This is a genomic window from Pseudoalteromonas sp. US3C1013 (assembly GCF_048401115.1).
Taxonomy (GTDB): Bacteria; Pseudomonadota; Gammaproteobacteria; order Enterobacterales; family Alteromonadaceae; genus Pseudoalteromonas; species Pseudoalteromonas undina.
Genome location: NZ_CP183075.1, coordinates 1,485,113 through 1,503,634 on the forward strand (window position 1 = coordinate 1,485,113; position 18,522 = coordinate 1,503,634).

Genomic DNA, 18,522 nt, shown 5'->3' on the forward strand with positions numbered 1-18,522 from the left:
CTCTCCTACTCGCGGGTTTTAATACGGTCGTTAAACATGGCGAGCATGTATTCACGGTTTGCTTGGGCGTCTTGCCATTCGTCTTCTGCAAATTGCGGTATGCACTCAGCGCCGGCTAAATGCTCGGGGCCAAACTCGCCGCTTAAACGGTTGAGCATGTGGGTAATACGCTGTTGTATGCCTAACCATAAATGCCAGGTGGTTTGTGCCGCACCTATGCGATGGTTTAGGTCAAGAACGCGGGTGTTACATAGCTGCTCAACCATGGCTATAAACTCTTCGAGCGATTCGTTAACAACGGCATTATGTGCAAACGATTTTTGGCGCACCTGTGCAACTAACATAGGCAGCTCGTACATTTGCTTTGGGGCTTTGGTTAAGCGCTCGGTTTCGAGGGCGTTGATCAGCGTGGCTGTGCTTTCTTCAAGCTCTTGCGTTCGCTCAGTTAGCTTTTGTACTTGAGCGCGAATTTCTTTGCCGCTGGTTTCGGCCAGTACATCAAGGTCGTCATCATCCAACTGGGCAATAGACTCAAGCGGTACTTTGGTCAGCTCGCTAAGTTGGTGTTGGCTCATATTCAAAAGCGACAATTTGTCGCTTTTGCCTTTTGGCAAAGCTGAAAGCATTTTAGAAATAGCTATTGATCTCTGTGCGGTGCGCTTGTGTATGCCCCTTTCTTCTAACAAAGATAAGAATTCACCATGTGAAACCTGTTCTTTTACATTAAGCAAAATAAAGCCTGCTTCAGCGGCATCTGTAAATTGGCGGTTGGCTAAAAACACCACGCGATCCATGCATTCTGCAATGCTGTTTGGCATCACTATGTTCAGTGGTGTTTTAAGTTTTTGTAGCTGATGTTCTATTTCGTTGGCGTTTTCTTCACCTACAAGCTGTGTTAGATCAGTGCTCATAACGGCCTCCAACGGCGTTTATGCGGCTGGCTTTACAAAATGCAGACGGTTTTTGGTCTTTGAGTGTCATTGTTTTTAGCCTTATATGGGTTTTATATCGGGTGGTGTAATGGTGCTTTCAGTCTTGCTCAACGTTGTTGAGTAACGACTCTGATATATAGCGTTGCATGGCGGTGCGCTCTTCAATCTCCATTTGCAGCTCTGCGTGTTGTTGCAATAGCTGTGAGCGCTGATCAACCGCTTTAAACAAAATAGGTTTAAGCAATATATTGGCAGGCTCGGTTGAGCGTACGGCGTAGCACAGCGCTGGCAAGTAATGCATGGGCATAAAGTGCGGTTGGCTGGGGGCAAGCCATTTATTCAGTTTGGCTTGATCTACATCGTTATTTTGCGCACGTAGTGCATCGTTCATGCGGTCAGCTATTACTGGGCGGCTAAAGCCTGAACGCTTCATTGCTGAACATACACTGTGAATAAACAGGTGATATATATCGCAGTCTGGTGCTACGTCTGCATCGAGAATGCTTTTAGTGAGTTGTTTTTGCTGTGCCATTGTTAAATTTTCCATGGTAAAAAGTTCTCTAAAATTACCTTGCTTGGAGGCAGGACTTATTCACATGATGTAGATGAAAACAAAGCGGCTAGCTCTGCTTTACGTTGATTTAGCGTGGCTGCTTTTTTTTGTTTACAGCGATAGGCTGGTACGTCAGGAAATACTTGCTCGACGGGTTTATCGATTACTTTAGCAATGGCTTTTGCAATAACAGAGGACGTATTACGGCGATGAATAATAGAACTAATATGCGATGGGTGTTTGTTGATGCATTCGGCGATCATAGCAAGGGTGTAACCCTTTTCATAAATTGCGGCTTTGATTTCTTCGTGATTCATTGTAAATTACCTTATTGATGTATGAACCTGCTATTTGCTGATACTCGTAGTAGGTTTATGTTTAAGACAACTGAACTATAAGTGCACGTACGTGCACTGTCAATGATAATTGAGCAACTTTGTGCATAAAATTTGTGACACGATAAAAATTGAACGTGAAAGATTAGGTTTTACTCAAGAGCAATTTGCTAACCTATGCGGCGTTAGTAGGAGGTCTCAGGCTAATTATGAGTCTGGAACGCGTGCCCCCGATGCGGATTATTTAATTGCTGCATCGCAAGTTGGGTGCGATCTTGAATTTTTATTTAATGGGGTGCGTAGCAAGCAACTTAATGAAGCCGCCCTTGAAGATTGCATTGAAATACTAGAAGGCGCATTAGCGCAAACAGGCCGCCAGTTAACACCCAAGCAAAAAGCGCGTGTTATTGCTGTGCTTTATGATGAATATACCGATGACGGTGTAGAACTTACCGCACAATCAGTAGTGAGGCACTTACGATTGGTGGGATAAATAATTAGGCGTTTAATATGGAAGAAAAAAAACAACAATTACAGGATGATTTAGCCCGAGCGCTGGGTGATAAATACGGCACTTCTGCTGCGAATGATGCTGATGTATTGCCGCGCAGCGAACAGCTACATGTGAGCCAAACTATTAACGGCAATAATAACCACGTTAACCAAAACGTGCATTACGCTGCCAGTGATGAGTTTGACCCTGACAACCCCAATATTATTGAATGCCCCTGCTGTTGGAAACCTGCCAGTAAATACGCAATTTGCATACGCTGTAACTACGATATACCCGGTCACTTTCATGCTATTGAGGTTGAGCGGCGTGTTGCACGCTTAAAAAAACACGCAAAAGTGAGCATGATTGGCTGCGGCTGTTGCATTGCTTTAAATATGTTAACTGGGAATTCATTATTTTTTATAGGGGCAATTGCTTTTATGGGCGTCGCCGTTGCGTTGACACAACCGATTAATGAATAAAAGGAATACACATGGAATTGTTAGAGCGAAAATATATACGTGAGCTGGCTAAACAGCATGATCTAAGGATAAGTGAAGCCATTTCAAATAATATTCTTCCGCAATTATCGCTTGATTTAAAAGATGAACTTAATGAGTTGACTAAAGACCTAAGCGAAGAAGAGCTTAAAAAGTTTGATTTGCTTTATTGTCAAGAAATGGACGCTTTGAGCTCAATGCAAGAATTAGAAACATCTAAAAAACGATTAGAAGCAGCTGAGATTGAAGCTAAAACTGCTGAGCTAGAGTTGAATAAAGCACTGCAAGAGTCAAATGATTCCAAGTTTGTTGGGTACATTGTGGCTTTTGTTGTTATGTTTTTGATGTGGGTGTTTATATTTGGTAAGTAGCGAGCACGTAAAGTGGATTGATCGGATTTTAACGCTTATTTTATAAGGAGTTATTTATGAAACGAATTTATATAACTGCTGCTATATGTGCGATTATTATTGGGTGTAGTAAGAAAGAAGATTCACAGACTACACAGCTTACCCCACCACCAGAAAATTTCATTAGTCCTTATCGGTTTATTACGTTTAGATTAGAAGCCGTAAGTGATATTTTAAAGGTTGCGCCAAATGCCAACGGTTCAATCACCACGACCACCTCACAATATAAAACACGCTATGACAGCACTGACGGTGTTATTAGCTATTCTGAGATTTACTTGCTGGAGACAGCACCATGTAGCCAAACTGAGTCGTTTGACCCTATAGCAGTGTTAAAAGCTGTTGCGGTCAATTCGCAAAGTTTAGAAGAGCGAGACAGAATGACCCATTTAGCTACTTACTATGATCATAAAGAAAAATTAAAAATTAGTATTACCTGTGAGCAAGACGGAACGCCGATTGTGGTGAGGTTTAGTAATAAGTATTACGGGTATTAAAGGATTTCCATGCCAGAAGTAGATAAAAAATTAGTGCAGGAACTAGCATTGCAGCATAAATTAAGACTAAGAAATGCCCATATTAATAATAATCTTTCTAACACTAATTTGGAGTTTAAAAGGGATCTGGTTAAATTAAGTGAAGGCTTAGATAAAGAATCGATAAAAAATTTAGAAACACACTATCATGAACAAATGCAGGTTACTGACTCATCTGACGAATTAGCTATTAACAATGATTTACTTGATAAGGATTTCACTGCTGTTGAAGTAGCAGAGCTGGATCTATTTAATATGTTACATGATGTAAAAATTGCCAAGACCATAATTTACTCGGTAGTGATTACTTTAGTTGTTATTTTAATTGCATTCATGGGGTTTTAATAAGAATTAACCAATAAGTTTAATTTAGCATTTTTTATGTAACGCACTACACTTGCACTATTGGATTGGAGTAAATATGGATTACGAGCGTGATTGGTTGGATCTTAAAAACATACGTAGGCTTGCTTATAAACACCATAAAATGTTGTTAAGTGAAATTGAGTTTCATCGGATTGAGTTTATTCAGATGGAAATAGATAAAGAACTGTTAATAATCAATAATTATCTTGATGATGAAAAATTTAAATGTTTTAAAGCTTCCTATAGAGAAGAGTTAATGAATTTAAGTATGTTGCGATATCAAAAGTTGTTAGATTAAATAAGCCATTCATGTACTGACAGAATTTTTACCTTGGATTAATTTTCTAGGGGGAGTTTTAATATATGAAGTTAGAACGTGAAGACATACGTGAATTAGCTTTAAAGCATTTCGAGGCAATTGACCTTAGTTACTCTCTTAATAATATGCCACAAGCTCAAGTAAATATTGATGAAGAAATTAATATTATTACCGCTCAGCTTACTACTGAAGAAATTACTTTGTTTAATAAGGTTTATGCTGAAGAGATGAAGTTGATTAATGATTTGTTTGAGCAAAGAGCTGAATACTGGACTAAGGAAGTTTCTAATTTTAAATTTGAAAACTTAGAGGATGAGTTCGAAAGTAAAACTCAGCTAGGAATAGTCTGCTATTTTTTTGTTTTACTTTTTGTTGTACTAGTGATGTTTATAGTTGGTGTGTTTTGGGTTGAAATAAACCCTTTTGTTTTTGGCTTATAGCTTACTATTTTTAAACGGCTGTAAGCATGATTGCCGCATAGCAAATGTATTTAACTTATCGAATTTAAACTAAGCTGGTTTTATAAAGTTGTACTTACTTGTTTGATGGAGGAATAAGATGGACTGGAATAACGAAGAATATATTATTGCTTTAGCAATAAAACACCACCGTATGTTACTGAACGAGCAAGACAATACAAAAGCGATAATAGAACAAGAACTTCTTAATATTACTGAAAAGCTGACCGATCTGAACAGTTTAAAATTTGAAAAAATCTATTGGCGAAAAACTGTATCATTAATTTCATCATAGAGGCACCAGAAATAATGTCCAAAATTTATTAAGGTTCCCGATATGCCTGAACAAAATAAAACTATAAAGATTTTGGTAACAAAAAAACCCTAGTTAAGGGGCTTTCTGTTTATTTTTTTGTATTAGAGGGCACAAGCATTTCTCTTGATCTTCGGCTATTTTGTTATTTACAAAGTGCTCATAAAGGGTTGTTACTCTAAATAAACCTATACTCAGGGTAATAGTACTTACTAAAGCATAGATAAAGACAAAGTAAGACGCACAATAAAAAATAGCTAGTGCCAGCTTTGATTTATTATGCATGGTAATTAGGTCAAAATAATCTACGTAGGTTTTACAAATCATAGCTAACAATATTGCTAAGACTTGTAGCAAGATAAAGTGTAAAAAAATTGCATTGATCATTGTAAAAGCAGATGGTTTATTATTAAAACATTGACCAAAAGCATTTTTGCATTCAATACACTCCCCACATGGTTTGTCTTGTTCTGCTAAAAAATCTCTAAATTTTTCCGAGCCTATAGACATCCACAATGCAAAGCCACCCAAAGAGAACCCAAGTAAGTTAGGCATAATGGAGAGCACATCATCCCACCACCCAAATTTACTCCAAGCAGGAAAAAGGATTCCCGTTATGATTATAGATGCATAAAAATAAGGGCTTGTTAATAATGCAGTAAAGCCGCCATATGCTCTCCAATATCTTGCTATAATGTTATTTGTCATAATAACTTTTTAATAATTTCCTCAATTGAAATTGCTAAGCGTTTAAATGCGTCATATGGAAGTGAATTCTTGATATCAAAATAATCATGTTTGATAAACGGCATATCCTTAGTAGAAATTACTCTTGGTGTGCCTTTTCCATCATAGCCTTTAACAACTAAGCTACCATTATTAGCGGCTATTTTCGCTTCATTTCTAAGCTCTTGATCTACTTGTATTGATTCGCCCGTTTTAGCTGTAATTTTAGTTTCAACTTTAGCTATTTGACGTTCCTCTGCTTTCTTCAAGTATCTCTTTTCAATTTCACCAAACGCATTAGGATTATTTATGATCATATGAATAGTTCGTTTATGCTTCAGCTGTAAAGCTTGTTGCAGTGCTTCTTTTTCAGGAAAGTGAACTACATTTACTTCTCCAAAGTCTTCTTGTAGTTCAGCTGAATTTAGTAACTTTTTAAAAAAATCAACCGCTGTATTAGGTGTTAATTCATTACCTTTGTAATATGCTTCGTAAATGAGAGTATGAGATTCAGGAAAAAAGAAATAAGTAAACCTTGTCGAATTAGGCTTCAAGTTTTCAGGTAAGTTAATTTCAGCAAGGTCTGCATCAGTTGCAAAGTCATTAGTATTTAGATTAAGCCAATCTGCATCTTCTCTAATTTGTGTAAATTTAAAAATATCACCACTTATAGCTGGTACATCGGCTTTAATATCTTTTACCTTTGACTGAGCACAGAGCAGGCCCCAAGTGGTTCCCCTAATGTTAACTTGTTTTTTAAGCGCAAAAGCACTCTCAAATAACTTTTTATACTCTGTGGGTAAATGATTACCTATTGTTATATTTAATGCACCAGCACTTGTTTTTAATTCCATGAGATTCCCTTTAAAAAGATCAAGAACAAAATCAATCCTTGATTAAGCATGTACATTAATTCTAATCATAACGTGTGTAAAGTTGATTTTTTTTAAAAAAACCCCTGAAAACGATTTTAAGCACATTAGCTATGTTATGGCTGTGATAGCTTAAGTTTAAGTCGTTTAAACGCACTCAATCAAATTTAAACAGGGTTTAAACATGGTTTAACTTGTATTTAAAGTTATGGTTTTATGTTTTGGTGGTTAAGCCATACTTTATGAAATTGTTGTTTGGTGGGTTTGAACTCTAAATTTAGATCTGTTGCCATATTGAGGTTGTACCTAAGCGTTAAACGAATGTACTCGGATTCGGTAATAACTTGATCAACATATGCCTGGTTAAGGTCGGCTATAAACTCTCTACTTGGGTTTGACTCCAATTTGTTGGTAAGTGCTACGTAGAGTTGCGGCATGGCCTCATCGGGGTTTGATGATAGGTATTTATCTGGGTTGTTGATATATAAATACACACCTATTCCAATACCAGATAAAAGAAAGTATGCAGCTATAGTGATGAGTGTTTTATTTAAGGTTTTTAAATGTGCTTGTTTTAGCATAACCATTCCTTGGTTGTTTAGTAGTGATACTTAACTATAAAGCAATTTCAATTTAATGCTAATTGAGATATGGAAAAGCTAACCTCTAAAATTCAAAGGTTAGCTTTAATATTTACTTGCAACTTGTGCAATGAGGGATAACTAAGCAGCGTTTACCTTTTTTCGGGTATATTACTTTGCCATTCTTAGTCACATGACTAACAAAGCTTACCTCACAAGGTTCTTTGCACTTAGGACAATAACCACTTTTCATAGTTCATCTCCAAGTAAGGAGAATGCAATCAGATAATGTACCTTGCACAAGTTGTCCAAAGTGTCTATAATCTACGTCGCCAAACACGATTATAATCTGATTTATTCTCAGGTTAAAATTACCTTTTACATTTTTTGTAAAAGACCCAGTTTAGCCCTACCCACTGGTTAGGGCTTTACTATCCATAAAAATCAAACGATAACTGATTTGTTTGATACCCCATTATAGAAAGTATAATCTCTGCAAAAGTATCTGCTTGCCATTCAGCGTCTTCAATTTCTGTAGCTGGTTTATCAGAATAATGCATTAACGGCCTGTGGCCTAAAAACAAATGACCCAACTCATGTAGCATTACAGCTAATGCTTCTTGTTCACCAACACAAGCGTTATCGTAAATGGACTGCGGAACACAAATGGTAGCTTTACTCGGGTCACAATGACCTTTAGTTAAAAATATCCAATCTTTGTCGTCCACAACCTCCAATGTAACTCTGAGTTGATATAGAAGTTCAAAATTTCTATCTAAACTTCGTTTGTTTCTGCGATTAAAGTCGAATGCTTTAGCAAAATTCTCAGCTACAACTTTAATTTGACTGAGAGGTAACGGTGAAACCCTGTTCCCTCTCAGTCGGTAACTTTCAGGCATAATTATTCCTTACTACATTTGTTAATATCCTCTAAGAATTCTGCAAACTTTTTCAACTCATCTGGAGTGAATGGTGAGTGCGCGAATCCAGCTACAAGCATTTGCTGTTGTTGAGATAAGCCACTTAACGAAACGTTTTCGTTGGCTACATCAGCTAACTGCCCTAAATTATTTATTGGATAGTCTTTTGATTTAAAGAAATTAGAAATCTTATTAACCCAATTTTTTGATATTTTTTTACTACCAGTTTCTAATCCACTTAGATAGGCAGTCGAAGTTTCTAGCTCTTCAGACATAGTTTTTAATGTATATCCTACGTCTATTCGAGCTTTACGAATTGTTTTACCAAATTCAGAAAGTGCCATTATTCCTCCTCAAAGCTTCATGACCCACTTGAAGCTGTATTTAATATAACACACAACCTCAGAAATTCAACTAAAAAGGTTAAATTATTTAACTATTAATAATAGTTGATACTTTATAAATACCCGCTTAGCCTATATACGTTACCCCATTGTTAACGCTGTAAAGTCTTTTCCAGCGGTTCAATAGCCACTCCCCGCATACACTGGGTGCCACTTAGTTAGTTTATTGGCACTTGGAACATGGCAAACAAAACAACCCCAAACACCTCTTTTAATTGGTTTGAAGTATTTAGAGCTGGTACACAAACCGACTCTAAAGGCGTTGAGCACACATTTAGCGATGCTGATTTAAACAGCGTAGTCGCTAACTTTAAACCTAAAACCGCACCACTGGTTATTGGCCACCCAAAAATGGACGACCCTGCATGGGGTTGGGCCAGTGAGCTAAAAGCAGAAGGTGGCTCTTTGTTTGCTAAAGCAGAAGATGTGTGTGCTGAATTTGCCCAAGCGGTACAAAGCAAGCGCTACCCTAACCGCTCGGTTAAGCTTGAAAAGGTGGCTAATGGCTACCAACTTGCCCACATTGGTTACTTAGGTGGCAAGCCCCCTGCCGTTGACGGTTTAGCCTGGCAGTTTAACCAAAGTGATGACGCCGATACCCTAACCCTAGAATTTGCTGCAGGTGATATTGACAACATATCGCTGCGCACGTCAAACACCCTTACCCGCCTAATGGGCAATTTACGCAACTTTATAACTGACCGTTTTGGCAGTGAAGCGGCTGATAAAGTTGTGCCCGACTACGAAAGCGAATGGTTAAAAGAAGAAACCATTATTGCTGAGCACGAACGTGCCAAGGTGAATAGTGGCGAGGGAGCCGAATTTAGTAAAGGCGATGATGACGCCACACCACCCACCCATGAGGACCATGCAATGGATGAAAAAGAAAGAAAGGCGCTGCAAGACCAGATTGATGCAGCTAACGCTAAAAACGCACAGCTTGAATTCGCGCAGCGTGTTGCAGCAGCTAACACCTTTATTAACACCGAAATTAATGGCGGCAAAGCCCCGCGCTTAACAAACACAGAGGGTGTGGCTGAGTTTATGGCCAAGCTTGACGATGGCGACACCACCTTTGAGTTTGCTGCCGCAGACGGTAAAAGCCAGGAACTTAAACCTGCAGCGTGGTTTGAAGGCTTTTTAAAAGGTTTGCCTGAACAAACGGGTTTAACTCACGAGTTTAACAAGGACGATAAAGACGGCGAAGTGACTGACGACAGTGCAGAAGCATTGGCAGCAAAAGCACTGGAATTTCAACAATCACAATCTAGCAAAGGCATTGAAATTAGTATAACTGCCGCGTTAGACCACATTAAAAAGGCATAAAACCATGGCACAACCAGGATTTATAAGAAACTTTAGTGCTGAAGACGTTATACCGGCTAACCGCTTAGTGGTTGTATCGGCTGCGGCTGACTTTCATGTTGGGTTAGCGGTTGATGCCAGCGCAATGTATGCCGGTGTAACAGAGCAAGGCACTGACGAGCATTTACGTGTTGATGTAGTAATGACACAAAGTGCCCCAGTTGAGTTTGGTGAAGCGTTAATTGCAGGCACCCCAATTGTTGCTGATAGCGAAGGTAAAGCCGTTGAGTTTGACCCTGCTAACTTTGTGGGCCAAACCGAAGTATACGTTGCAGGTTGGGTAATGGAAGACGGCGAAGCTGGAGTGATTGGCGACGTGTTTTTAAACCCGCATGTAGTAGCAACAATTCCAAGCGCTTAAGGCGCTTGGGTTAACTTAATTATTAATAGTGAGGATTTGCCATGAGTAATGGTATGCCATTTACCCCCGATGTTGAGCAAACGGCCATAGCCATTGCTTATCGTAATAGAGCGTTAGTTGCAGACACGCTTGCCCCTTATTCGCCCGTTGGTTTACGTAACTATAAGTGGACCGAATATAAAAAAGGCGAAAAGTTTACCGTTGTAGACGATAAAATTGGCCGTAAGTCATCGCCGAATCAAGTTGAGTTTAGTGTTGAAGAGAAAACCGGTTCAGTGGTTGATCATGGTTTGTCTGATGTGGTGCCGAATGATGATGTAACCAATGCGCCAGCAAACTACAACCCGCGAACCCATGCCGCTGAAAGCTTAACTGACTTAGTTTTGCTTAACCGTGAAATACGTGTGGCAACTATGTATAACAAAGCGGCTAACTTTGGCAATACTCAATCGTTAGCTGCAGCAGGCCACAAGCGTTTAGATGACCCTGCACTTGATATTTTACCGTTTTTTTTAGAAATGCTAGATGCGCCACTTATGCGCCCTAATGCAATGACAGTATCGCAAAGCGTGGCAACTAAATTGCGTACACACCCTAAGTTACTTAAAGCGTTTAATGGCACTAGTGGCGACCAGGGCTTAGTGCCGTGGAGCTACATTAAAGAAGTGCTAGAGCTTGAGCATATAACCGTTGGCCAAGCGCGCCTAAACACGGCTAAAAAAGGCCAAGCCGTTAACTTACAAAAGGTTTGGCAAGATACCCTGTCGTTTACGTATCACGACCCGCTAGCGTCGTTTAACAACAACCGCATGACCTTTGCACTCACTGCACGTTATGGCTCGCGTACATCGGGCAACCGTGACGTAGCTGCGGGCATAAATGGTGGGGTTGAAATTATGGTAGGCGAATCGGTGCAAGAGCAAATTATTGCAAAAGACTGCGGTATTTTGCTGACCAACGTGCTGACGCCAGCATAATTAATTATTGTTGTTCCCTGTGTAAAGGCCCCAGTACCGACTTGCTCGGGGCCTTTTTTTACTAACTGAGGTGCCCATGTTTACGACAGAACAAGCAGTTATAGATAAAGTTGGCATTAATACGCTGTTGCAATTTGCGACTGCTAAGTTTGCTGCGGTTGGAAGCCGCCCAACGCGCGACGATGTTGAAGCAGCGCTTTTAAGCGAAACGTACAACGAGTTGCAAGAGCAAATTAATGCCTGGTATGTACAAGCACAAAAAAATGTAAATGCGGTTATAGCAGGCTATGTAGCACGGTTTGCATTAAACCAAGACGATATAAACAACTCGGTATTGCCAGGCATAGCTAACGATTTAATGCATTGTGAGTTAGCCCCTAACATTGCTGACGAAAACCTTAAAACCCTAAAAAGTAACGCCATGGCAATGCTCGATAAGGTTAGTAAAGGTGTGATCCAAATTAAGGAAGATGCGCCTGCAGGCGTAAGAACTGGGATGCGAACTAAACCTGCAGGCTCTCAATTTAATTGGCCAGGTTATTAAATTGGCGGGTGTATTTATACACATAACGGGTAATGCCCTGCCGCGCTTAACCCAAATTGCAAATACAAGTGGTGAACCCGCTGATGTATTGGATGATATTGGTGCATTTTTAGACATGGACGTTACAACCCGATTTTTACGTGAAGTAACACCCGAAGGCCGTAAATGGGAGCAATCGCAAGCAGCAAAAGACCGTGGCGGTTTAACACTAACCGATGAGCGCAACCTTGCAGGCTCTGTTACGCACAACGTAAACGGTAATACGCTTGAGCATGGCTTAGGTGAAAAGTACTCAGCAATACATCACTTTGGTGGTGAAACGGGCCGCAATAAAAACGTTAAGTTACCCGCACGGCCAATTATTGGTATAGCTGCTGTGCAAGAAACTGAGATTAACGACATTATTACTGATTGGTTAATTTAAAGAGCATTTAAATGGCATTTAACTTTGATTTAAACAACATAGAAACCCTGCTAAGTAACACAGTGATTAATGCAACAGTAGGGTTTGCTAGCGACTTTAACCATGTGCGCGAGCATGCTGTACACAGTGCCCAGTTGTTTGTATTGCCGCTGGCCGATGACAACACCAACACTAATGAAGTACACGGCCTTGACGAATACCAAATTAAAGATGTGTTTGCAGTGATGATTGTGATCCCCTGCTCTGCAGGTAATGCCCACAGCGATATGCAAATAAAGCAATTACGCAGTGATGTTAAAGCTGCTGTAGCAGGTTGCCAGTTCGCAGGTTGGAACCCTATAAAGCTTGATAAGGGCCGCACAATTGAGCTTAGCAAGCAAACTAATAACTTAATTTACCAGTGCCAGTTTAGTGTAACTGGCCTACATACCGTAACTGTGAAGGTGATGCCATGAGCAAACAGACCGAGCCGCAATCGAGTAAACCCGCTGAACAACAGGCTGACGTGAACATAAAGCCTAAAATGTCCCGCGCGATGACGATTGCCCAAAACATTAACCAGGCTTTAGCTAAAGCAAAAGGTAACAGAGATGAAATAGCCGGCGCTTTTAACTTAAAAAGCGGTGAGCTAATTAAAGTGGAGAATAAATCATGAGTAGCTGGCGATTTAAAGACAAACTCATTTTAGCCGATGCCCTGGGCACAACCTTAACGGGCCTGCATGCCATTTATGCCAGTGACGTTGAATTATCGCTTGAAAGCGAAAGTGAAAAAGACGAGCTAGAAACCAGCTACAGCGGTGCCAGTATGGAAACCTTTTATGGTGAGCATATAAGCCTTAACTTTAAAACCCCACTTGCCATGAGCGGCACAGCTGGTAACGAACCTGCCTTTGCCCCGCTGCTACTTGCTTGCGGCATGGTGCAAGTTGCGGATGCAACAAGCGTTACCTTTACAAAAGGGGCCGCTGTTGCAGTTACATGTTTAGTACGCTTTGGTAAAAATACCCACAACATTAGCGAAATGAAAGGCAACGTGAGCTTTGCGCTTGAAAAAGGTAAGCCCATGCTTAACTGGCAGTTTAAAGGCTTGTTTAGTGCGCCGGTTGCAAGTACTGCCGCCCCTGCGGTTGATTGGGATCGTTGGGTACGCCCTGAAGTACTTGGCGTAAGTAATAGCAGTGATTTTAAGCTTAATGATATTAAACGTACGCTGCACAAAATTACCATTGATTTAGGTAATAACGTGGTGTTTGACCGCGCCATTAACCACGAAGAAATAATGATAACCGGTCATGAAAGCAGCGCTAATTTTACGCTAACAGCTGAAGAACTGGCCACCTTTAACCCGTTTGATGACGTTGCTAAAGTGCAAATGTTTGAGTTTACCCATGGCACAGCCACAGGTAAAAAAGTAACGATTATTGGCCGTTACCAAATGCCGTGGCCTAAGTACACCAGCCTGGACTCAGAATTAACTGGTTATGAGTTTGACGGCAAGCTAGTGCCCAGTGGTGCAGGCTATGACGAACTAACGATAGTGTTTGAGTAAGTTAGTTATTCATAAATAACAAATTAGGACAGCAAAAATGAAATTAAAACTATTAAACGCGTTAAAAAATGCGGTTATAAGCGCCACGCTTAATTTTGAATTTGGTGGGCTACCTTTTAAGTTTACGGCAAAAATTAAACTGGTACCTGAAAACGAGCTTAAAACACTGACTGAAACACAAGGCACGACTGATGGCGAAATAGTACGCGAGCTGTTAGTGGGTTGGGATGACTTTATTGATGACGGTAAAGAGGTGCCATTTGATAAAAGTACCCTTGAAGAGCTGCTTGTTTATAGTGGACTAACTGCCCGCTTAAGTGTTGAGTGTATTAACGCTCAGTACCGTATCACTGAAAAAAACTAGCCGATGTTGCTAGGTGGTTTTTGGGCGACCTAGCAGCAGACAGTAAAACTCTTGATGACGACGAAGCCCATTTTGGCGCACCTAAACAGGTTGTGCCACACGATGAGGAAACATTGTTTGTATTGCCCCAGAACCATACGGCTGTAATTGCATTAACCACTGCCAGTAGCCAGTGGCAACGGGATAACGACGGGGTAGAAATTGCCCTTGACTATGCCAGGGCTGATATAGCCTGGCGCTATGCAAATATAACCCTTAACACCGACGATTTTGCAAAACTGCAAACCCTAGAGCGCACCATAATTGGACTAATAAGGCGACCCGATGAGCAACAACTTGAATTTGGCGTTACGCTTATCCTATGACGGTAAAGCAGTTACCACCGGTGCGCGCCAAAACGTAAACGAACTAAACCGCATACCCCAAGCAGTACAGCGCCAGGTTGCGGCTAACCAGCAATTAGGCGCAAGCCAAGCCCGCATTATGCAACAGCAAGGCGCTATGACCCGTCAACTCGGGTTAATGAATAGCGCCTATGCACAAATAGGCGCAACCCTCACGACTTTAGTGGGTATTGGTACCGCGACTATGTTTGTGCGTGACACAGGTGCTGCACAATTGCTAGATACCAGGTTAAAGGGATTAACGGGCTCAGCTGAAAACTATGCCAAAGTACAAGAGTATTTATTTGCTACATCTGATCGCTTAAATACCGGTTACACCACCCTTGCCGACTCTTACAGTAAAATTTTAACCCTGCAAGAGGTTGGCGTTGTTACTCAAACCCAAGGTAAAGCGATTTTAGAGGGCATGGCTAACGCCGCTGCTAAAACAGGTGCAAGCAATGTGCAGCTTGGGCAGAGTTTGTTTGGTATGACCCAAGGGATGACTGCCGGCGTTTTACGTGCAGAAGAGCTAAACCAAGTAACCGAGCCTATGCCAGGGCTTTTACAAAAACTCGATAAAGCAGCGGGTAAAGCCGCCGGCGGTTTTAGGCAAATGGTGAACGATGGCCAAGTAACCAGCCAGATGTTTAAAAACTATCTGATCAAAGCGCTTAACGATTATGCCGGTGCGGCCGAGGCCACTGAGGGTAAAATAAACGCCAGCTTTGCTGAAATGGGTAACGAGTACCAACGCTTAATACGCAAATACGAAGAACCAGTAAACTTTGCTGTTACCAGCGTGGTTGACTCAATTACCGATACCATGGCGTATTTACGTGAAAACGAAGAGGCTGTGAATAATTTAGTGGTGGCAACCGGTGCATTAGCTACGGTACTTACAGGCCATTTAGTTGCAGGATTAAGTGCCAGTGCTTCGGGTTATGTTACTAGCGTTGCTGCCAAGAACCGCGCATTAATTGCGGATGCAGCCCTTGCAAAACAAAACCAAGCTAATGCAGCTTTAGAGCTACAACGCGCTGCACAAATGAAAGCATATGCACAGCATACATTGGCTGTGGCTAATACCACCAACTTACGTACTGCAGCTGTTTCCCGCTTGGCTGCTGCTAATACGCGCTATACAGCAACACAAGCTGCGGCCACTACCGCTACCAACATTTATACTGCTGCCGCTGGGCGTGCAACGTTAGCCGCACGTGGCCTTAGCACAGTAATGGGCTTGTTAGGTGGACCCGTCGGATTACTGGTAACGGCTGGGCTTGGCCTTGCTTATTTTGCAAGCCAGGGCGATGACGCTACCGACTCAGTTAATAAACTAAAAGAAGCCAGTAAAGACCTAAACCCGTATGCCAATTTAACAAGTAGCCAGGCACAAGGTTTGTTGTTAATGGCACAGGGCCGCATTAAAAATGCGATTCAAATGGCCGATGAAGCAAGGGAACGTTTTAATAACCCGTTTTTAAAAGGCAAGTTTTCTGACGTTGAAGCTGCACAACAGCGCGTTACTGATTTAAAAAATGAAATTGTGGCGCTACAACAAGTGCTTGCCATTAAAGAAACAGAAAAGCCTAAGCCTGCCCCTGTTAGCTCAAGCGCCCTGCCCGATAACATTAAGCGTTTAGAAGTAAGCCTAATGGGCGAAGAAGCCCGCTTAAAAGACAGCTACGAAAAACGTAAGCAAATGGTCATTGTTGCTCGTGAGAACGATACGGCTAACAAAGTTAAATACGACGCCATTTTAAAACAACTTGATGTTAAATACGGTGAAGACCTAAAAGCAATTACACTAAAACGTGAAACCGAAAAAACACGTATACAAAATCAAGCTGAAGAAAAACGTAAAAACGATTTACAGCGTGATTTAGAAAACCGTATTGCTACCGTTAAAGGCTTTGCTGGACGTGAAGCACTTGCCGCTTATAATAACGAACTAAGTGTAGAACAAGCACGCCAACAAGCACGGGTTGATGCCAAGCGACGCTCACAATTAGGTTTAGCGGCCAATGATGAAAGTGGCGAGCTTAAATATAACGCAGATAACCAAATTCGTGAGTTAGAGCGCCAATCTGAACTTAATGCTGCAAATGGCTACCATAGCCAACGTGAAGCGAGTGAAGCCGCACACCAAGAACGGTTGATGCAAATTAAAACACGCCACACAGGTGCTTTACAAAGCAACATTTTAGCGTTTGCTAACTTTGAGAAAAAAACAGAAGCTGAAAAATCTAACGCCATTGTTGGCTTGGGTGCCACTACTTTTAAAGCAATGGCTGGACAAAGTAAAACAGCATTTAAAGCCTATAAAGCGTTTGCAATTGCGCAAGCTGTTATAAATACCTACCAAGGTGCAACAGCGGCTTATACGTCTTTGGCTCCTATTCCTATTGTTGGCCCAGTACTGGGTGGTGTTGCAGCTGCGGCAGCGGTTATGATGGGTTTACAACAAGTTCGCCAAATAAAAGCCCAACAGCCAGCGGGTATTGCCCACGGTGGCTTAGATTATGTGCCGAATGAATCTACCTATGTATTACAACGTGGCGAGCGTGTATTAAGCCCTAAACAAAATACTGAAATTAGCCAAATGGCACGGCGTTACAACGCAGGTGGTGCGGCTAATGATGGTGGCGGCTCTGGTGGTGTAAATATACATATAACCAACCAAATTACCGTGCAAGGTGGTGCTAATGAGCAAACATCGCAAGCGGTTGGCCAAGACATAGCCCGCCAGGTGGTGGGTGTTGTAGTGGCTAATATACAAAGTAATGGTGCAATTATTCGTGCAGTACGTGGTGCTGCTTAGTTGTTAAGTGCTTGAGATTGGTGTAAAAAGGAGTTTTAAAAAGCAAGGGAATGTTTGTGAGTAATAATCTTAAAAAAACAACAAACAAAATTTTGAAACAGTTAATTAAAAACCCCGTAATATATTTTATCTTTATAGCAATATTTGGTTGTAGTATTTTTGTTTTTGAGTTCTTCAGTATATTTAATTTTAATTTAAATACCCCTATTGAAAGATGGGTCGCAACTGCTACATATTTCAGTAATGTTTTTTCCCCTATCCTATTATTCGTATCTATACTCCTGCTGTATAGAACTTGGAAGGATTCAAAAGAAGCTTTAGAAGTTCAAAAATTAGAACTCATAGAGACAAGGATTGTTTTAAAAGAGCAATCTGATACACAAAGTTATAGTGTATTCAAAGAAACGCTATTCCAAGTTATTGATCAAATTAAAAAGTTAAATGATAAAAAGTGTAAATTAAAACATGATGAAAGAAAATGGAGTATCATTACAGATGATAATTTTGATTTCAGAAGTATAAAAGAATCAGATATGCCATTTGAGACTTTTTTACAAGCCTACTTTTTTGAGATGAGATCAAAACCGCTGGAAAATGATGAGCTTTCCTTAAGTTTTAAAAGGTTAATTTTTGAAGGTACAAATGTCTATATAGAAAAAATAAAAACGATAGCTTTACTATTGAGCAACATAGAAGGCAACAGATATAAGTCTATATTAGAAATCTCTATTTTTAATAAGTTAACAATATTTACATGGTTAATGTTTGTTGAAATATCATTTCATCTATACAAGCAACCCAATAAGGGCGAAGAAATTGAGGCTGAGCTTGTTTTTGCAGTGATTGCTGGTTTAATATGTAGGCAGCTTAAAGACGTTTATTGGATTGATGCACTTTCTGATGAAGTGCTACTTGAATTAAAAGCTCGTAAACTACTATAACTATGTAAACCCCTTTCCAGCCGAAAGCTTACCCCTTAAATTTTATACTCGTTACCAGTGTTTTATTATG

Annotated in this window: 28 protein-coding genes; 20 read left to right on the plus strand and 8 right to left on the minus strand. The window is 40.5% G+C overall.

Translation table 11 applies throughout. From position 1 onward, the window contains the following. Window positions 1-5: 5 nt before the first annotated feature. The 3 genes from ACNSN2_RS06855 to ACNSN2_RS06865 form a co-directional block, all read right to left on the minus strand. Window positions 6-911 carry a hypothetical protein gene (locus tag ACNSN2_RS06855; RefSeq protein WP_418608867.1) on the minus strand — a complete coding sequence of 302 codons (906 nt, stop codon included), beginning with the start codon at window positions 909-911 and terminating at the stop codon, window positions 6-8. Window positions 912-1,029: 118 nt separating this feature from the next. Further along, on the minus strand, window positions 1,030-1,479 hold the full coding sequence (locus tag ACNSN2_RS06860; RefSeq protein WP_418608868.1) for a hypothetical protein: 450 nt from the start codon (window positions 1,477-1,479) through the stop codon (window positions 1,030-1,032). A 41-nt stretch (window positions 1,480-1,520) separates the two neighbouring features. Then, the gene (locus tag ACNSN2_RS06865; protein ID WP_418608869.1) at window positions 1,521-1,802 is read right to left on the minus strand and encodes a helix-turn-helix domain-containing protein; all 282 of its coding nucleotides are present in this window, start codon (window positions 1,800-1,802) and stop codon (window positions 1,521-1,523) included. A gap of 121 nt (window positions 1,803-1,923) precedes the next feature. On the opposite strand from ACNSN2_RS06865, the gene ACNSN2_RS06870 reads away from it, so the two are divergent. The 8 genes from ACNSN2_RS06870 (at window position 1,924) to ACNSN2_RS06905 (ending at window position 5,197) form a co-directional block, all read left to right on the plus strand. Then, the gene (locus tag ACNSN2_RS06870; RefSeq protein WP_418608870.1) at window positions 1,924-2,313 is read left to right on the plus strand and encodes a helix-turn-helix domain-containing protein; all 390 of its coding nucleotides are present in this window, start codon (window positions 1,924-1,926) and stop codon (window positions 2,311-2,313) included. A 17-nt stretch (window positions 2,314-2,330) separates the two neighbouring features. Beyond that, window positions 2,331-2,795 carry a hypothetical protein gene (locus ACNSN2_RS06875; protein ID WP_418608871.1) on the plus strand — a complete coding sequence of 155 codons (465 nt, stop codon included), beginning with the start codon at window positions 2,331-2,333 and terminating at the stop codon, window positions 2,793-2,795. 11 nt (window positions 2,796-2,806) lie between these two features. Next, the gene (locus ACNSN2_RS06880) at window positions 2,807-3,184 is read left to right on the plus strand and encodes a hypothetical protein (RefSeq protein ID WP_418608872.1); all 378 of its coding nucleotides are present in this window, start codon (window positions 2,807-2,809) and stop codon (window positions 3,182-3,184) included. A 56-nt stretch (window positions 3,185-3,240) separates the two neighbouring features. Next, complete coding sequence (locus ACNSN2_RS06885) at window positions 3,241-3,720, plus strand: hypothetical protein (protein ID WP_418608873.1); 480 nt, start codon at window positions 3,241-3,243, stop codon at window positions 3,718-3,720. Window positions 3,721-3,729: 9 nt separating this feature from the next. After that, window positions 3,730-4,104, plus strand: coding sequence for a hypothetical protein (locus ACNSN2_RS06890; protein ID WP_055012179.1), 375 nt, complete (start codon window positions 3,730-3,732; stop codon window positions 4,102-4,104). A gap of 76 nt (window positions 4,105-4,180) precedes the next feature. Beyond that, a complete protein-coding gene (locus ACNSN2_RS06895; RefSeq protein ID WP_055012178.1) occupies window positions 4,181-4,423 on the plus strand; it encodes a hypothetical protein in 243 nt (80 codons plus the stop codon). Window positions 4,424-4,488: 65 nt separating this feature from the next. Beyond that, window positions 4,489-4,884, plus strand: a complete 396-nt coding sequence (locus tag ACNSN2_RS06900) for a hypothetical protein (protein ID WP_055012177.1) — start codon at window positions 4,489-4,491, stop codon at window positions 4,882-4,884. Window positions 4,885-5,002: 118 nt separating this feature from the next. Next, a complete protein-coding gene (locus tag ACNSN2_RS06905) occupies window positions 5,003-5,197 on the plus strand; it encodes a hypothetical protein (protein ID WP_418608874.1) in 195 nt (64 codons plus the stop codon). A gap of 93 nt (window positions 5,198-5,290) precedes the next feature. Here the strand turns inward: ACNSN2_RS06905 and ACNSN2_RS06910 are convergent, their stop codons facing one another. The 5 genes from ACNSN2_RS06910 to ACNSN2_RS06930 all read right to left on the minus strand — a co-directional run bounded on the left by ACNSN2_RS06910 (window position 5,291) and on the right by ACNSN2_RS06930 (window position 8,658). Continuing rightward, entirely contained in the window at window positions 5,291-5,923 is a 633-nt protein-coding gene (locus tag ACNSN2_RS06910; protein ID WP_418608875.1) for a hypothetical protein, read from the minus strand. Beyond that, window positions 5,920-6,795: a DUF4747 family protein gene (locus ACNSN2_RS06915; protein ID WP_418608876.1), complete on the minus strand. Its 876-nt coding sequence runs from the start codon at window positions 6,793-6,795 to the stop codon at window positions 5,920-5,922. The genes ACNSN2_RS06910 and ACNSN2_RS06915 overlap by 4 nt, the downstream gene beginning before the upstream one ends. Window positions 6,796-7,019: 224 nt before the next feature. After that, on the minus strand, window positions 7,020-7,394 hold the full coding sequence (locus tag ACNSN2_RS06920; RefSeq protein WP_418608877.1) for a hypothetical protein: 375 nt from the start codon (window positions 7,392-7,394) through the stop codon (window positions 7,020-7,022). A gap of 431 nt (window positions 7,395-7,825) precedes the next feature. Further along, window positions 7,826-8,293 (minus strand): ImmA/IrrE family metallo-endopeptidase, encoded by a 468-nt coding sequence (locus tag ACNSN2_RS06925; protein WP_418608878.1) that lies wholly within the window; start codon window positions 8,291-8,293, stop codon window positions 7,826-7,828. Window positions 8,294-8,295: 2 nt separating this feature from the next. After that, window positions 8,296-8,658 carry a helix-turn-helix domain-containing protein gene (locus ACNSN2_RS06930; RefSeq protein WP_418608879.1) on the minus strand — a complete coding sequence of 121 codons (363 nt, stop codon included), beginning with the start codon at window positions 8,656-8,658 and terminating at the stop codon, window positions 8,296-8,298. A gap of 240 nt (window positions 8,659-8,898) precedes the next feature. Here ACNSN2_RS06930 and ACNSN2_RS06935 point away from each other — a divergent pair, with 240 nt between their 5' ends. The 12 genes from ACNSN2_RS06935 to ACNSN2_RS06990 all read left to right on the plus strand — a co-directional run bounded on the left by ACNSN2_RS06935 (window position 8,899) and on the right by ACNSN2_RS06990 (window position 18,452). Beyond that, window positions 8,899-10,044: a hypothetical protein gene (locus ACNSN2_RS06935; RefSeq protein WP_418608880.1), complete on the plus strand. Its 1,146-nt coding sequence runs from the start codon at window positions 8,899-8,901 to the stop codon at window positions 10,042-10,044. A 4-nt stretch (window positions 10,045-10,048) separates the two neighbouring features. Then, a complete protein-coding gene (locus ACNSN2_RS06940) occupies window positions 10,049-10,444 on the plus strand; it encodes a hypothetical protein (protein WP_368484771.1) in 396 nt (131 codons plus the stop codon). Window positions 10,445-10,485: 41 nt separating this feature from the next. Beyond that, entirely contained in the window at window positions 10,486-11,421 is a 936-nt protein-coding gene (locus tag ACNSN2_RS06945; protein ID WP_418608881.1) for a capsid protein, read from the plus strand. Between the two features lie 76 nt (window positions 11,422-11,497). Continuing rightward, on the plus strand, window positions 11,498-11,965 hold the full coding sequence (locus ACNSN2_RS06950; protein WP_368484773.1) for a hypothetical protein: 468 nt from the start codon (window positions 11,498-11,500) through the stop codon (window positions 11,963-11,965). Between the two features lies 1 nt (window position 11,966). Next, on the plus strand, window positions 11,967-12,389 hold the full coding sequence (locus ACNSN2_RS06955; RefSeq protein WP_368484774.1) for a phage virion morphogenesis protein: 423 nt from the start codon (window positions 11,967-11,969) through the stop codon (window positions 12,387-12,389). Window positions 12,390-12,400: 11 nt separating this feature from the next. Further along, the gene (locus ACNSN2_RS06960; protein WP_368484775.1) at window positions 12,401-12,844 is read left to right on the plus strand and encodes a phage tail terminator protein; all 444 of its coding nucleotides are present in this window, start codon (window positions 12,401-12,403) and stop codon (window positions 12,842-12,844) included. Next, complete coding sequence (locus ACNSN2_RS06965) at window positions 12,841-13,044, plus strand: hypothetical protein (RefSeq protein WP_418608882.1); 204 nt, start codon at window positions 12,841-12,843, stop codon at window positions 13,042-13,044. Before ACNSN2_RS06960 ends, ACNSN2_RS06965 begins: the two co-directional genes overlap by 4 nt. Continuing rightward, window positions 13,041-13,940 (plus strand): hypothetical protein, encoded by a 900-nt coding sequence (locus ACNSN2_RS06970; RefSeq protein ID WP_368484777.1) that lies wholly within the window; start codon window positions 13,041-13,043, stop codon window positions 13,938-13,940. The genes ACNSN2_RS06965 and ACNSN2_RS06970 overlap by 4 nt, the downstream gene beginning before the upstream one ends. A 37-nt stretch (window positions 13,941-13,977) precedes the next feature. Then, on the plus strand, window positions 13,978-14,304 hold the full coding sequence (locus tag ACNSN2_RS06975; RefSeq protein WP_418608884.1) for a hypothetical protein: 327 nt from the start codon (window positions 13,978-13,980) through the stop codon (window positions 14,302-14,304). Window positions 14,305-14,324: 20 nt separating this feature from the next. Beyond that, the gene (locus ACNSN2_RS06980) at window positions 14,325-14,669 is read left to right on the plus strand and encodes a hypothetical protein (RefSeq protein ID WP_368484779.1); all 345 of its coding nucleotides are present in this window, start codon (window positions 14,325-14,327) and stop codon (window positions 14,667-14,669) included. Then, window positions 14,629-17,511, plus strand: a complete 2,883-nt coding sequence (locus ACNSN2_RS06985) for a tape measure protein (protein WP_418608886.1) — start codon at window positions 14,629-14,631, stop codon at window positions 17,509-17,511. The genes ACNSN2_RS06980 and ACNSN2_RS06985 overlap by 41 nt, the downstream gene beginning before the upstream one ends. Window positions 17,512-17,567: 56 nt before the next feature. Then, a complete protein-coding gene (locus ACNSN2_RS06990) occupies window positions 17,568-18,452 on the plus strand; it encodes a hypothetical protein (protein ID WP_368484781.1) in 885 nt (294 codons plus the stop codon). The last annotated feature ends 70 nt before the right edge of the window (window positions 18,453-18,522 follow it).